Raw genomic sequence first — 15,511 nt, forward strand, 5'->3', positions numbered from 1 at the left:
TGTTATTATGTTCCGGTTTTCATTATCGTTTGTAAACCATCTTATACAAATCAAAACCTTCTGCCCAGTAATCGTCGACGGTTTTCGTAAGCTCAAATCCATTTTTTGAGTAAAAACCATAAGCGAGCTGTGAAGTCCTGACGCAAATTTCGCGAAGCTGTTCCATACCCTTCAACACATGGAGCCGGTACTGCAACAAAGCCGTTCCCGCGCCAGTGCCCTGAAAACCGGGATGGATGCAGTCCCAGCTGATTTTTGCAGTCGTTTGTTCGGCTTCAAAATTAATGCCCCCGCCACCGATAATGACACCTTCAGCTTCAATTACGTAATACAGTTCAATTTCATTGTCGAGGTAATAGTTATAATCGGCTGATTCGCTTGGAGCAAAATATTTCGGAGTATTCCACTGTAACAATTCCAGCAATCGGGGTTTGTCGGCTGCATCATAAGCCCGGATATTGAATTCACGAGTTGCCATAAATCTTTTGGTAAAGGTCGCGGTATTTCTCCATAACGATTTTACGTTTCAGTTTCAGGGTAGGGGTGAGTTCGCCGCCATCAATCGACCAGATTTCAGGAGTGAGTTCAAAACGCTTGATCTGTTCCCAGTTGCCGAATTTCTTATTCAATGCTTCCACTTCCTCATCGATGCGTTTGATGACATCGGCATTGTTTGCGATTTCTTTATGTGTACTGCCGATGTTGATATGATGCAGCCTCGCCCATTCCTTCACAAATTCAAAATTAGGCTGGATAAAAGCGCCCGGCATCTTTTCGCCATCGCCGATGACCATAATCTGCTCGATAAACCGGGATTGTTTCATCGCATTTTCAAGCAACTGCGGTGCTATGTATTTCCCACCCGAAGTCTTGAACATTTCCTTTTTCCTGTCGGTAATCTTCAGGAAACCTTCGTTGTCAATCACCCCTATATCGCCGGTATGGAAATAACCGCCCTGCAATACCTCTGCCGTTTTTTCAGGATCTTTATAATAGCCCATCATGATATTCGGGCCTTTGCAGAGGATTTCGCCATCTTCAGCAATTTTTACCTCGACGTTTTCAATGACACGGCCTACTGTGCCGATTTTAAATCCGCCGTTTCGCCTGTCGTTTACAGCAATTACCGGTGAAGTTTCAGTCAAACCGTAGCCTTCCATTACATAAATTTCTGCAGCAGCGAAAACACGTGCCAGTCGTGGTTGCAGTGCGGCGCTGCCTGAAACCATCAGCTCAAGTTTCCCGCCGAGGCCTTCTTTCCATTTACTGAATATCAGTTTACGCGCAATCGAAAGCTGGAATTCATACCAAAATCCGTTTTTGCCATCAGGCTCATATTTCAGCCCCAAATCAATCGCCCAGAAAAATAATTTCTTTTTAATGCCGGTGAGTTCGGTTCCTTTGGCATAAATCCTGTCGTATACTTTTTCCAGGAGGCGTGGTACGGCCGTAATCACATTGGGTTGTGCTTCTTTTAAATTATCCACAAGCTTGTCGATGGATTCCGCGAAATATACCGAAACGCCATAATATTGGTAGATGTACAGGATCATCCTTTCATAAATATGGCAGATGGGCAGGAAGCTCAGCGCACGGCTTTTTCCTTCTTCAAAAGGGATCCTTGGCGCACTACCCAGTACATTTGCCACGATATTCTTATGCGAAAGCATGACGCCTTTCGGTTTTCCTGTAGTACCTGAAGTGTAAATGATGGTAGCCAGGTCATCGGTGTGTATGGTCGATTTTATTTGCTCCACGTCCGCCTGGTTACTGTCATCTTTTCCGAGTGTGAGCAATGTTTCCCAATGCTCACAGCCTTCAATCTGGTCAAAACAGAAGACTTTTTCCAGCGAAGGCACATTGGCCCGGATCTGGTTTACTTTTGCCAACACTTCGGTATCGGAAACAAAACAGTATTTCGATTCGGAATGGTTTAATATGTATTGGTAATCGTCTTCGGAAATCGTCGGGTAAATCGGGACATTCTGCGCGCCGGTCTGTAAAATCCCGATGTCCATGATGTTCCATTCGGTGCGGTTTGAAGAAGAAATCACGGCAATCTTGTCGTCTTTTTTCACACCCATACGCAGCAGTGCCCGGGATACGGCATTGGCTTTCGTAATATATTCCCTTGTTGAAGTTGCTATCCAGGCACCGTTGTATTTGGTCACAAGCGCTTCTTTTAAATCGTGTTTTTCAAGCTGGTGGTATGGGAAATCGAATAGCCGGGTAATTTGTGTCATCTTGGTGGGTGGAATTTGATGCAAAGTAATGAAAAAGTTGTAGAGTGGCAAAAAAGCGGCTGAGTAGCTAAGCGGCTGAGTTTTCGACATTATCCTTGAAGTTTTTTTAGAGCGCAAGAAAAAAAGCAAATTCTGCAGCTCAGTGACTCAGCAACTCAGTAACTATTTCCTCGCCAGCCTTGTCCTGATCTTACTCAGGAATTCAGCCGAAATCCCTAAGTAGGAAGCGATATGGTGTTGTGCCACGCGCTGCGGGATGGTCGGATATTGTGCAATAAATTCAAGGTATTTTTCAGTGGCAGTTTTTGCAATGGTATTGAACAGCCGGTTTTGGGTCACAGCCATGTTGCGCATGAGCAGGATCCGGAAGGCACGCTCGAACTTTGGCGCTTTGGCAAAAAGGGCTTCTTTGGCTTCCGATGTAAACATCAGGAATTCGCAATCCTCCAAAGTCTCGATATACAACTGGCTCGGTTTGGTTTCAAATATGCTGAACGACACATCGCTGACCCAGGCATCTTCGAGTGCAAATTGCAGGATCACCTCAAAGCCATTCGCATCAATATAATATTTGCGGATGCAGCCGCTGACTACAAATGCTTCAAAATCGCACTTTTCGCCTTCACGCAGCATGACCGTCTTACGAGGCACTTTTTTATATTCCAGCAACGAATGGAATATTTCGAGTTCAGCAGCTGTGAAAGAAACATAGCGGGAAATGGCAGCGTCGATTTGGTCGTACATGGGGTTGAGTTAGGAAAGTCCGAAAGTTATAAAGTTAATATGAAATATTTATTTTTTACGTAATAATTCTTCCTGACTTCCTGACTTCCTGACTTTCACGACTATTCCCTACCTTTGCAAAAAACTTCCCGTCATGATTCTCGAAAAAGCCATTGACAATCCATTCGAAGTACAGATTTCCTTCCATAAACTGCTTGAAAATCTTGAAGCTATCGCTGCCGCAGATGTTGATTACCGTGCGCATTATGCTAAAGGATTGCTTGAGGCTGCGGCCGCCGTTCCAGAACTCAGGGATGGGATCCGTGATTTTTCGACAATTAAACTTCATACCGAACTGATCAGGAATTTGTTGGCAGATTTATTCCCGACGGCTTTAACCAACAATGAAATCAAGGCGATTACAATCCCTTTTCACAATATTACCTTCAATTATTCGACACGTTTCCAGCAAATCCTGAACAATGCCGGCCCGGATTTCGATATGGAAGTCAGGGATTTCACTGATGAAAGTTTTTATGTCATGAGCTGCTGCATGATCCTGAACGGGTATTACGGTTATAATTTCGATTTCAGCAAACCCTTCTTTTATGATATCCCGGATGCGGCGGGCATTATGCGCCATTACCGCATTTTATATAATGCCGATTTCATTGAAATTTTCCCGACTGAAAAATCGCTGCCCATTGCTGCGGAAGATGTGGATTTATTAATCAACAATTTCGATAATGTGGCGCTTTGGAAAGAAAAATTTCCGTCCAAAAGCTGGATTATGCGTGGTTTCGGTATTATGACTTTATACGATGCCACAGTCGAAAGTGCTGTATCCAACTTAAAAACGAACCTGCTCACGCCGAAAAATGAAGCAGACAAGGATAACATCCATGAAAGTTTCCAGAATATTTTCCGTTCGATTTTCCGGTTTAACGATTTGCATATTGGTTACAGCGCCATAGATGCGGTGACGAACCACTTTTCGGTTTCGCCGTTTGAAAAAAAGATCAGCAGTTTCCTGACCTGTGGCAATGACGACCCGGATTGTGATTATTTCCTCTGCCATACTTCATTGTCTGATTTGATTCATGAGAAGAAATACTTTGTGATTTCTGACGTAGAACAATTCCTGAAGGACAACCCTGATGCTACACTCGCAAAGAAATTACTGGACCAGGATGTACGCAGCGCGATTTTTGCACCTGTTGTCAAAAATGGCAATCTGCTCGGAATTATTGAATTGGTTTCTGCTACAAAAAAACGCCTCAACACGATCAATTCCAATAAGCTCGATATCGTCATGCCGTATCTTGTAGATACGATTGACCGGTATTATTCGGAAATCAACAACCAGATAGAGGCTTTGATCCAAAAGGAATATACGACGATTCATCCGAGCGTGTATTGGAAATTTCGCGAAGAAGCGCACAGCCACCTCAACGATGCCTCTTCATTGCATGAAATTGTTTTCAACAACGTGTATCCATTGTTCGGGCAGATAGATATCAAAGGCTCGTCAGACCGCAGGAATGCGACGACCAAAGAAGATATCATTGAGCAGGTAAGTTTGCTGAAATCCATCTTCGAAAGCATCAACACGGGAAAAAAGCTTCCGATTTTTGAGCAGAAGATTTTCGAACTGAGTCAATACCTGGCTTCACTAAACGACGAAATTAAAGCCGATTCAGAACATATCATACAAAATTACATCCGCAGTGAAATCCACCCGGTGCTGAAGCTGCACAAACCCGAGCGTCCTGAAACGAAGCAACTGATTGAAAGTTATTTCGAAAACCTCGACCGCAATTCGGACACGGTGTATGCTGCACGTAAGAAATATGATGCGACGGTGTCGATCATCAATAAGAAGATGGCCGATATTCTGGATAAAAAGCAAGTCGAGGCACAGCAATATTACCCGCATTATTATGAGCGTTTCAAGACCGATGGCGTGGAGCACAACCTCTATATCGGGAATTCGATTACGAATGAGGCCGAGTTTGATTTTCTATACCTCTACAACCTGCGGCTTTGGCAATTGCAGGTAATGTGCGAAATGGAAAACCAATACCATTTATTGCAGCCGTCCCTGCCTTATCCGATGGAAGTTGCGTCCTTAATCCTTGTCATCAACCTTCCCATAACGATCCGTTTTCGTATGGATGAAAAGCGTTTTGATGTAGATGGTTCCTACAATGCGCGTTACGAGGTCATCAAAAAGCGCATCGACAAGGCATTCATAAAAGGAAGTACGGAACGCATTACACAGCAGGGCAAAATTACGATTGTGTATGCACAGCAGGAAGAAGAGCAGGAATACAAAAGGTATATTGCTTTTTTACAGCATAAGAAACGGCTCGGGCCAAAAGTCGAGTTCTTTGAGATCGAGGATCTGCAAGGCGTTTCCGGACTTAAAGGCATCCGGGTGGAAGTGCTTTATGACGAAACCAGCCAGAAATTGTACAGCTACGGCGAGTTGCTGAAGGAAATCGAAAACTAAGCGCGAATCGACTGGAATGCGAATACAAAAGCGATTACAGAAATTACGATCCCAATCATGAAAATGTTATACGTGATACGCAGCAGTTTGTATTTTCGGTTTAAAACCAATCCGAGGAAATACAGGTCGCGGATCATGCTGTTGTATAAATAATCCTTGTCTTTCATCATTTCGTTCATCGCCCATTCGTATTCATCAAGCGGCATTTTATAGAAGTTCCCGAAGAAAAGGAGGTTCACTTTTTTGTCTTCAATTTCCTTTCTAGTAAATGATCCGGAAGTGACTTTCGGGCGTGTGGAAAGTATCGCAAAGATGATCGAAATGACACTGAACAAAAGCAATACGAATGTTGGGATGACCAAATGTGCGTTTCCCGGACTGTCCAGTTTCGGGATTAAAGTGGAAAGTGAAATAGAGATGATGATGGCATTTACAGACAACAGGATATTGGCTTTGCTGTCGGCAATCTGGCTTAGTTGGGTATGGTTGTTCAGCGTCACTTTAAACATCGTTTCTACACCGCGTTCAGGTTTTTCGCTGTCTTTTTTCTTTTTATCTTTTTTGCTGGAATCCAGTGTTTTATCACCTATCATTTCCTGTAACCGGCTAATGTTCTTATCTTTCTTTGGCTGCCATTTTTCTTTGGCATAATTGGTGTAGTACCTATGTTTTTGCGTCAGCATTTTAAGGTTGCCTTCAAGCCATTCCATATCGCTGAAACTCTGGTTCGCGCACACTTTCCATTCCTGCCTGAGTTGTTCGCTGATAGTGAAATAATCCTTCTTTGCAAAGTGGGCTGCATCGGCATCACGGATAATAAATTCCGCTTTGGTTTGGGGGTCCTTACGGATATCTGTGGCCAGGATCAGGCTTTCCGTTAATTCGATGACGTGAATATCAAGTGGCTCATTTTTTGCAAAATCCCGAAATATGGCAACACTTTTCTGCTCGTGTTCTTCACAGCCACTGGTGTAGCCGGTATCATGGAACCAGGCGGCAAGCAGTAATGCGGTATGCTCATTTTCTGCCGGTTTTTCCGCTTCCGAAATCTTTTTTACCGCTTCCACCACACGTAAAGTATGGTTGAAATTATGGTAAGTATATGCCGGAGATAACTTATCTTTGAATAGCGTAAATACAAATTGTTCCGCTTTTTCTATAATGCCCATGATAAAATTTTACTGGAACCAAATTATGAAATTATTTTGTTGGAAATACGGAACCTCCACACAAATTTTCCCCTTCATCACTGTCTTTTTTTTATTGACATTACTGAATTCCTGCGCGACATATGAAGCGCAATATGGAAAAAATGTGTCAAAAAATGCTGTGTTATCTACTACCGAAGCCAAACTCGAGCACACGTTCTTCCTGGTTGGCGATGCCGGAAATGCCGACAAGCCCAATGCACAGCATACGCTTTCATTTCTCAAAAAAAGGCTTGACAATGCGCGGCAGCAAAGCACACTATTATTTTTAGGCGATAACATTTATCCTGCCGGGATGCCGATGCAGGGCAAGAAAGAAAGAAAACTTGCCGAAGTCAAACTTGACAACCAGGTGGCATTGGCGCAGGATTATAAAGGGAGAACCATCTTTATTCCCGGAAACCACGATTGGTACAGCGAAGGACTGCAAGGCCTGAAACGCCAGGAAAAGTATATTACCGAAAAGTTGCAGCAGAAGAAATCATTCCTTCCTAAAAATGGCTGCGGCATCGATAATGTCAAAATCAGCGATGATATCACGCTGATCATTATCGATTCGCAGTGGTATATGGAAAACTGGGACGAGAACCCTACCATTAATGATGACTGCGACATCAAGTCACGCGAGGATTTCTTTAACGAACTCGAAGACCAGCTTACAAAGAACCAAAAGAAGACCATATTGCTTGCCGTACACCACCCGCTGATCAGCAATGGCACGCATGGCGGCCAGTTTTCGATGGCCAAGAGCCTGTTTCCGTTCCAGTCGGATGTGCCGTTGCCGGTTGTCGGGTCAGTGATTAATTTCATCAGGAAAACTTCCGGGCTGGACCCGCAGGACCTCATGAATAAGAAATACACGGCTTTGGTACAACGCATCAAACCGATGATCCAGGACATGCCCAACGTGATTGTCGTGTCGGGGCATGAACATAATTTACAATACATCGAAAGGGAAAACATCAAACAAATTGTGAGTGGCGCCGGTTCTAAATCGGAGGCCGCGCGGGCGATTGATCCAAATGATTTTTCTTTCGGCGGCAATGGTTATGCGGTTTTGGAGGTATATGAAAAAGGCGAGGCCTGGGTTTCATTTTTCGGAATGAAGAAAAAACAGGAGCAATTGCTGCACAAATTTAGGGTGAATCCGCCGGTGTTGGAGAAAGAAGTGAAGGTATATCCGTCATCATTTCCTGCAAAATACGACGCTTCGGTTTACAATGATTCTCTGTTGCACAAATCCGGCGTACACAATTTCTTTTGGGGAAAGCATTACAGGAAATATTATGGCACAAAAATCCCTGTCCGTACTGCGTTGCTTGATACTTTGTATGGTGGATTATCACCGGTTACTGCCGGCGGCGGACACCAGTCGATGTCGTTGCGGCTCGAGGACAAGTCAAAAAAGCAATATACGATGCGTGGCCTTCGTAAAAATGCGGTAAAATTTATCCAGACCATGGCTTTTAAGAAGCAGTTCGTGGAGCAGGACTTTAAAAACACGTATGCTGAGGATTTTCTGTTGGATTTTTACACCACTTCACATCCATACACGCCCTTTATTGTGGGTGATCTGGCGGAATCGGTACAGATCAGCCATACGAACCCAAAGTTGTTTTACGTGCCAAAACAAAATGCGCTTGGGGAATTCAATGAGGAGTTTGGCGATGAACTGTATATGATTGAGGAACGTGCCGATAAAGGATTTGAAAAGCTGAAAAGCTTCGGCAAGCCTGATGCGATTGCAAGCACTGACGATGTGTTGCTGAACCTGCGTAAGGATGAAAAATACAAAATCGATGAAAAAGCCTACATCCGGGCACGCCTTTTCGATATGCTCATTGGCGACTGGGACCGCCATTATGACCAATGGCGCTGGGGTGAATACAACGAAAAGGATAAGGTCATCTACCGCCCGATACCACGTGACCGCGACCAGGCTTTCTCGAAATACGACGGCTCACTTTTGTGGCTGATTATGAAAATGCCCGTATTGCGTCATATGCAGTCGTTTAAGGATGATATTGCGAATGTAAAATGGTTCAATATGGAAGCCTATCCGCTGGACCTTGCTTTCATCACTGCCGCTACGAAAAAAGACTGGGAAGACCAGGCGGATTACCTGAAAAACAACCTTACCGATAAAGAAATTGAAACGGCGTTCAACAAATTGCCAAAAGAAGTCAATGATGCCACGATTGACGAAATTAAGAAAAACCTAAAGTCAAGGCGCGGTCACCTCAAGGAATATGCAGACCATTATTTTGAAGTCTTGCAGAAAACGGTTTTGATTGTCGGTACGGATAAAAAAGACAAATTTGTCATCAAAAGGATTGGGGATGACCAAACCGGCGTAAGTGTTTACAGGATTAAGAATGACAAAGAGGTTTTGATCAGCAGCAGAATATATGACAGGGATGATACCCGCGAAATCTGGATTTACGGACTTGATGATGACGATGTGTATGAAGTCGATGGAAAAGAAAATCACGCTATCAAAATCCGTCTTTTCGGAGGGCAGAACCACGATGTTTACCATGTGAAAAACGGCAAGAAGATCAGGATTTATGATTTCGCCTCAAAGGAAAATGATTTTGATACCGATGGGCATACCAAAAAAATCCTTTCCGACGATTATGACCTGAACCAGTATGACTACAAACGCCCTAAATACAATGCTATAGCGGGTTTCCCCAATGTCGGATTTAACCCTGATGATGGTGTGAAAGTGGGGATTTCAATGACCTATACCGTCAACGGTTTCAAGCGCAATCCCTATTCTCAGAAGCATAATATAAAAGCAAATTATTACTTCGCGACAGGCGGCTACGAACTGATATACAAAGGCAATTTCCCAAATATTACCAGCGATTGGGATTTCCAGATGGACGGTCGCATTACGAGCCCAAATTTCAGTTTTAACTTCTTTGGCTATGGCAATGAGACCAAAAACCGCGAGGAGGAAATAGACGATGATATGGATTACAACCGTGTAAAGGCCCAAATCATGTACGCTGCGCCTTCGCTGAACTGGAAAGGGGAGTTGGGTGCTTTTTTCACCGCTCAGGCAACCTTTGAATCGATAGAAGTAGAACGCAGTGAAAGCAGGATTATGGGTGCCGGAATTGTGGATCCGAAAGTATTCCGCACACAAAATTTTGCCGGGCTGAACCTGCGTTACGGCTTTGAAAATTATGACAATCCATCAAACCCGACATTGGGCATGAAGTGCTATATTGAAGCCGGAAGTGTCGTTAATATGGCCGATACGAAAAGAAACGTGCCACATCTGGAAGGCATGATCGGCTTCAGCCATAAGGTGCTTACAAGCGGAAAACTGGTCTTTGCCTCACAACTGAAATCCAGACTGCTTTTCAGCAATGATTTCGAATTTTACCAAATGGCAACGATAGGCGGGGATTTTGATATTCGTGCCTTCCGCAGTGAGCGTTTTTCAGGGAAAAGATCGTTCTTCCAGAGTTCCGACTTAAGGCTGCAGTTTGGAAAAATCAAGAACAGCATCGTTCCGATGCGTTATGGTATGCTTGCAGGATTTGATTACGGCCGCGTTTGGTTGCCTACTGAATTCTCGGAAAAATGGCATACTGCCTATGGCGGGGGATTGTGGCTCAGCGGCGTGAATGCGGTCACTGCGAAACTGAATTATTTCTATTCTTCTGAAGGCGGAAGGATATCATTTGGCCTGGGCTTCGGGTTTTAATTATTCGTCCAGTTCGTGCTTGATATTTTCAATTTCTTTGGAAGCCAATTGGCAGATCGTGTCTACGTCAGGTTGTGACAGGCTGGTGATGATTAGTTTTATCGATTGCCCGTCATCAGAAACGATGTGTTTGCTGGAATTGCCTTTGTTGGCGCGCAATGCAAGTAAGGCGCTGTTTCGCAGTTCTATAATAAATTCCTTTAAGCGCGGTTCGCGGTGCAGGAAGTTTTCTTCGTTTCGCTTTACAAGATTGTAAAGGGGCGTAAGTTGTGACTTTATGCCATTTGTGTCACTGGTAATTATCTCAATTTTCATAGGATTCAGGTTTTTCGGCCGTACATTTTACAGCAACCTAAAATTACACACTTGAAAAATGGGAAAATTACAAGATTTTTCAGGAACGTTATGTCATTTTATAACAACTGATCATGGCTTTGATCTGATGAAATAACTTACGATTGCTTTCAGTCTTTCATTTGCAGCCTGTTCCTGAAAATCGTAACTTGGAACAAAAACTTTATGAAAATTGCAACGTATAATGTCAATGGTGTCAATGGACGACTGTCAGTATTGCTTCGCTGGCTCCAGGAATCGCAACCCGATGTGGTGTGCCTGCAGGAATTAAAAGCACCGCAGGAAAAATTCCCGATTGAAGAGATCAATACTGCGGGATACAACGCCATCTGGCAGGGACAGAAACAGTGGAATGGTGTTGCCATCCTTGCAAAAGGGATGGAAATACAAGAGATAGGACGCGGTCTTCCCGGGGATCCTGAGGATTTGCAGAGCCGTTACGTCGAAGCCATCGTTAATGGTGTCGTCATAGTATGCTTATACCTTCCCAACGGAAATCCTGCACCAGGTCCAAAATTTGATTACAAGCTGAAATGGTTCGAAAGGCTTCACGCCCGTGCGGCGTCACTATTGGCACACAAAGCACCGGTAATCCTTATCGGTGATTTTAATGTCATGCCTACGGAACTCGATGTTTATAAACCGGAACGCTGGGTAAATGATGCCTTATTTCGGGAAGAAGTTCGTGCTGCATTCCATAAGTTGGTATCGCAAGGCTGGACTGATGCCATACGAAAATTATACCCAGAGGAAAAAATTTATACTTTCTGGGATTATTTCCGCGATGCCTACGGACGCAATGCCGGGCTGCGAATCGATCATTTCCTGTTGAGTCCTGAGCTTTCTGGCCAATTAAAATCAGGTGGTGTGGACCGGCACGTCCGCGGATGGGAAAAGACGAGCGATCATGCGCCGGTTTGGATCACACTTGAACCATAAATATCCACTTGGTTTTCTTGTTAATTTATGTTAAAATAAATTTCATAACTTGCAGCAAAACATATCGCTATGGTCCCCCATATATTATCTTTTCGGAAAATACTTCCGGGTTTATTCGTATTGCTGGCTATCAACGTTTTTTCACAAACAAAAAAGATAGACAGCCTCAATGCTGCGCTCGTGAAATACGACGCTGATAAAATGGCGCACGGCAACAAACTTTCCCTAAAAGATTCCGTAAAGATCAGGATCTACGAAAACCTTTCAATCGAATACTACATGATATCCGATGCCAAAAACGGCATGGATTATTCGACAAAAGGAGTGAGGCTTTCTGAAAAGTTGGATTATAAAACCGGGCTGCTCAACGGAAACCTGATGCTTGGCGTTTACTACAGCATACTGCATAACTTTGATAAAAGCATGTGGCATTTTAAAAAGGCTTTGGCGGTGGCCAGACAAACCCATAACCTCGAAATGGAACAGGGCCTTTACAATAATATCGGGAGCGCTTATTCTGAACATGGAAACTATGAAGAAGGCTTGGCCTATTTCTATAAAGGGCTCGGCATTGCAAAAAAGAGGAAGGACAAAGGCGTTTCCACTTTTTACAACAATATCGGGATCATATACGGCATCCAGGGGCGTTATAAAGAAGAAATCAGCAATTACATGCAGTCCCTGAAATACCAGGAAAAACTTAAATCGTGGTATGGGATTGGATTGACGGCGCAGAATATAGCGGAATCCTATTATAAACGAAATTTGATGGATGAAGCCGAAAAATGGTACACACGCGGCGTAACATATGCACAAAAAGGGGGTAATAAAATTTCAGAAGCCAACAACCATGAAGGGCTTGGAAAAGTGTCATTATTCAGGAAGGATTTTTCGGGAGCCGTTACCCAGCTCGAAATGTCATTGTCCATGCGTAAAATTACGGGAGATTCTGCCGGAATTTCTTCATCGTTGGTAAATCTGGGCGGTGTGTACCTCAAAAAAGGCAATTTTCAAAAGGCACTTTCAAACCTTAATGAGGGGCTATCCATTGCCAGGAAGGTGGGTAATCTCGATGCACAAAAGCTGGGATATTCATACCTCGCGGAAACCTATGGCGCCATGGGCAAGTACAAGCAGGCTTATGAAAGCCATGTGCAATTTAAAACGTTGAGCGATTCGATATTCAATGCTGAAAGAGATAAAAAGCTGACGGAACTCCGCCTCACAAACGAATTTAATACCAAGCAGAAAGAACAAAAAGCTTTGCAGCAAAAGAAAGATGCCGCTACGGCACTCAAAGCCAGGCAGCAGCGCAGTGCGATATATGCGGTTTTAATTGCGCTGATCATCGTGACGTTCTTTGCCTTCTGGATCAATTACAACCTGCAGCGCAATAAAAAACAGAAGAGGATTATCGAGGAGCAAAATGAAAAGATCGGGCATTCGCTTGACGAAAAGGAAACGCTATTGCGGGAAATCCACCATCGGGTGAAAAACAACCTGCAGATTATCTCAAGTTTATTAAATATTCAATCTGAAAATATCAAGGATGAAACCTTACTCTCTTCCATCCAGGAAGGACAGAGCAGGGTACAGGCGATGAGTCTGATCCACCAGAATTTATACCAATCAGAACACCTCAATACTGTAGATATTGAAAATTACCTGCGGGAATTGGTAGTATACCTTTCGCAGATGTTCCGTGCTGACTCAAAAAATATTGAAACGAAAATTAATACTGACGGCATCCAGTTTGATATCGATACTGCGATTCCACTAGGCCTTATTGTAAACGAATTGGTTTCGAATGCATACAAGTATGCATTTGAAAACAGGGAGAATGGTAAGATCAGCATACGGATTCATGCTAGTGGCGATGCTTATGAATTGCATATCGAGAATGACGGGAAACCTTTGCCAGCCGATTTCGATATGAAGACAACAAAGTCATTGGGTTTGAGGCTCGTATCGATTTTAAGCAGGCAATTGCGCGGAAAATTATCTTTTCATTCTGATGAACGAAATACTTCTTTTGTGGTGTCGTTTAAGGATTTGAAATCATTGGCAACTGACTAGAATTAAGATATCCGGTTATCCTATTGTTTCACGAACTTCAGCCCTTTTCCGTTAGCATTCACCAGGTAAGTGCCTTGTGCCAGCGAACTTACATCCACGGTCTGTCCTGCATCCACACTGAAATCTACCACCTTTTGCCCAATCATATTCCATATGGTCCCGCTGACCGCTGTATTTGCAGTAAACCGGATGTCATTTTTCGCCGGATTCGGGTATAATGCCATTTTGATGTCCTCATTTTCCGGCACACCCAATGGCGCACTGCTGATTCTGGTAAGGAAAGGATAACTCTGGAAATCGTCGGCGTCGTGCGTAAAATCGCCAAAATCGGCATCACCATATGCCATACCGCTAAGGTAAATAGCGCCGTCGGCGGCAATCCTGACACTATCGGTGCGGTCATAGGAATCGCCGCCCGCCATGACCGCCATTTGTGCATTACCATTGGAATCATATTTTACAAGGACCGCGTCATCATTGTAGTCGCCATTGTCCGTTATGATGCCATTTCCCCAGTTTACCACGCCTTTCGTACCGCCAGCAAAATAAATATTCCCTTCGTTGTCGAGCTCAAGGAAATTCTTTACGCCAGTAGTCACACTGCCGATGCCGCTTACTTCCCTGACCCATTGGTATTCCCCGGCACTGTTCAGTTTTGCAAGGAAGAAATCGCTAAATCCCCCTTCAGTCGGTCCTTCTGTATTAATCGGCCCGAAATCATAGCTTCCGAAAAGATAGGAACTGAAATAAACAGCATCCGGCGTTTTTGCTTTTATCTGAGGGAAAGGGCAGGTCACGTCTTCCACATATTTGATCCATTGGAATTGTCCCGCGGCATTATATTTTACGGCATAAGTATTGTAACCGAATGGCGCTCCGGCTGCAACACCGCCGAATGTAGCAATGCTTTCGGCACAGGCACCCGCGCCATAAATATTCCCCTGGTTGTCTACGCTGATCGATGTCACCATCTTGGCATATTCCTGCGTGATGGTCAATTGCGTTGCTCCGGAAGCGTCGAGTTTCATGATATATGAATAATTGTAATCATCATACCCGATGTAAATATTGTTGCCGGAATCTGTAACGATGGTGCGGAAATCATTGACGAAACTGTCCTGGATTTCAATCGGCCTGTACCAGAGCATGTTTCCGTCGGGATCAAATTTCACCATCAAGTACTGCACGTCATCCAGACCCGTTAAAAACGCTATATTGTCAAAAACGATCGAATGCCTGTAGCCAAGCGCCATGATCAGGTTCCCGTCATTATCGGTAGCCATTTCATACACCGTCACTTCGCCGGACAGTATTTTGGAATACAGCAGGTTTCCTCCGGTATCATATTTGTTGCAAAAGACGTTTCCCATAACGTCGTTGTATGGCACAGGGTTTTCCTTATAACCAGCCATATAAACATGGCCCGAATTATCAGTTGCCAAAGGATAGCTGATGCCGTCGGGATTCATGCCGAAAGTGATTTCGGGCGTTTGCAGCCACTCGAAGTTTTGTGATTGTGCTGCAGTGATGCAAAGCAGCAACAGGAAGGTAATTTTTTTCATAAGCTTTGGTTTTGTTTCCGACGTAACGTCGTTGGTAAGATGGATGATGGCGTGACGGGTTGCGTAATATTCGGGTAGATTTTAACTTTTTTTTTAAAAATGAATTTCAAATGTCACAGCCCAGCGCCATTTCATCCCGCGTACGCCGCCGTTCAGAACATTTTTTTTTTCAT

General features: G+C 43.9%; 10 protein-coding genes. 4 read left to right on the plus strand and 6 right to left on the minus strand.

Annotation, left to right across the window (positions count from 1 at the left end; translation table 11 throughout):
• Positions 1-22 precede the first annotated feature (22 nt).
• The 3 genes from HYN49_RS09970 to HYN49_RS09980 all read right to left on the minus strand — a co-directional run bounded on the left by HYN49_RS09970 (position 23) and on the right by HYN49_RS09980 (position 2,987).
• Positions 23-478 carry a GNAT family N-acetyltransferase gene (locus tag HYN49_RS09970; RefSeq protein ID WP_108903978.1) on the minus strand — a complete coding sequence of 152 codons (456 nt, stop codon included), beginning with the start codon at positions 476-478 and terminating at the stop codon, positions 23-25.
• Positions 465-2,243 (minus strand): AMP-dependent synthetase/ligase, encoded by a 1,779-nt coding sequence (locus tag HYN49_RS09975; RefSeq protein WP_108903979.1) that lies wholly within the window; start codon positions 2,241-2,243, stop codon positions 465-467. Before HYN49_RS09975 ends, HYN49_RS09970 begins: the two co-directional genes overlap by 14 nt.
• Positions 2,244-2,405: 162 nt before the next feature.
• On the minus strand, positions 2,406-2,987 hold the full coding sequence (locus HYN49_RS09980; RefSeq protein WP_108903980.1) for a Crp/Fnr family transcriptional regulator: 582 nt from the start codon (positions 2,985-2,987) through the stop codon (positions 2,406-2,408).
• Positions 2,988-3,120: 133 nt separating this feature from the next.
• Here HYN49_RS09980 and HYN49_RS09985 point away from each other — a divergent pair, with 133 nt between their 5' ends.
• On the plus strand, positions 3,121-5,478 hold the full coding sequence (locus HYN49_RS09985) for a GAF domain-containing protein (RefSeq protein ID WP_108903981.1): 2,358 nt from the start codon (positions 3,121-3,123) through the stop codon (positions 5,476-5,478).
• Here the strand turns inward: HYN49_RS09985 and HYN49_RS09990 are convergent.
• Positions 5,475-6,647 (minus strand): Pycsar system effector family protein, encoded by a 1,173-nt coding sequence (locus HYN49_RS09990; RefSeq protein ID WP_108903982.1) that lies wholly within the window; start codon positions 6,645-6,647, stop codon positions 5,475-5,477. The two genes, HYN49_RS09985 and HYN49_RS09990, sit on opposite strands and share 4 nt — an antisense overlap.
• Positions 6,648-6,672: 25 nt before the next feature.
• Here HYN49_RS09990 and HYN49_RS09995 point away from each other — a divergent pair, with 25 nt between their 5' ends.
• Positions 6,673-10,407 carry a metallophosphoesterase gene (locus HYN49_RS09995; RefSeq protein WP_108905027.1) on the plus strand — a complete coding sequence of 1,245 codons (3,735 nt, stop codon included), beginning with the start codon at positions 6,673-6,675 and terminating at the stop codon, positions 10,405-10,407.
• Here HYN49_RS09995 and HYN49_RS10000 read toward each other — a convergent pair whose 3' ends face one another.
• Positions 10,408-10,722, minus strand: a complete 315-nt coding sequence (locus HYN49_RS10000; protein ID WP_108903983.1) for a hypothetical protein — start codon at positions 10,720-10,722, stop codon at positions 10,408-10,410.
• Positions 10,723-10,926: 204 nt separating this feature from the next.
• Between HYN49_RS10000 and xth the strand changes: the two genes are divergently transcribed.
• Positions 10,927-11,700: an exodeoxyribonuclease III gene (gene xth / locus HYN49_RS10005; RefSeq protein ID WP_108903984.1), complete on the plus strand. Its 774-nt coding sequence runs from the start codon at positions 10,927-10,929 to the stop codon at positions 11,698-11,700.
• Positions 11,701-11,769: 69 nt separating this feature from the next.
• A complete protein-coding gene (locus HYN49_RS10010; RefSeq protein WP_108903985.1) occupies positions 11,770-13,776 on the plus strand; it encodes a tetratricopeptide repeat protein in 2,007 nt (668 codons plus the stop codon).
• 20 nt (positions 13,777-13,796) lie between these two features.
• Here the strand turns inward: HYN49_RS10010 and HYN49_RS10015 are convergent, their stop codons facing one another.
• A complete protein-coding gene (locus tag HYN49_RS10015) occupies positions 13,797-15,338 on the minus strand; it encodes a T9SS type A sorting domain-containing protein (protein WP_108903986.1) in 1,542 nt (513 codons plus the stop codon).
• Between the last annotated feature and the right edge of the window lie 173 nt (positions 15,339-15,511).

Source organism: Flavobacterium pallidum (assembly GCF_003097535.1).
Classification (GTDB): Bacteria; Bacteroidota; Bacteroidia; order Flavobacteriales; family Flavobacteriaceae; genus Flavobacterium; species Flavobacterium pallidum.

Coding starts and splice junctions, on each gene's coding strand:
- HYN49_RS10015 (WP_108903986.1), bottom strand. CDS start 15,338: ATGAAAAAAATTACCTTCCTGTTGCTGCTTTGCATCACTGCAGCACAA.
- HYN49_RS09995 (WP_108905027.1), top strand. CDS start 6,673: ATGAAATTATTTTGTTGGAAATACGGAACCTCCACACAAATTTTCCCC.
- HYN49_RS09990 (WP_108903982.1), bottom strand. CDS start 6,647: ATGGGCATTATAGAAAAAGCGGAACAATTTGTATTTACGCTATTCAAA.
- HYN49_RS09985 (WP_108903981.1), top strand. CDS start 3,121: ATGATTCTCGAAAAAGCCATTGACAATCCATTCGAAGTACAGATTTCC.
- HYN49_RS10010 (WP_108903985.1), top strand. CDS start 11,770: ATGGTCCCCCATATATTATCTTTTCGGAAAATACTTCCGGGTTTATTC.
- HYN49_RS09975 (WP_108903979.1), bottom strand. CDS start 2,243: ATGACACAAATTACCCGGCTATTCGATTTCCCATACCACCAGCTTGAA.
- HYN49_RS10000 (WP_108903983.1), bottom strand. CDS start 10,722: ATGAAAATTGAGATAATTACCAGTGACACAAATGGCATAAAGTCACAA.
- HYN49_RS09980 (WP_108903980.1), bottom strand. CDS start 2,987: ATGTACGACCAAATCGACGCTGCCATTTCCCGCTATGTTTCTTTCACA.
- xth (WP_108903984.1), top strand. CDS start 10,927: ATGAAAATTGCAACGTATAATGTCAATGGTGTCAATGGACGACTGTCA.
- HYN49_RS09970 (WP_108903978.1), bottom strand. CDS start 478: ATGGCAACTCGTGAATTCAATATCCGGGCTTATGATGCAGCCGACAAA.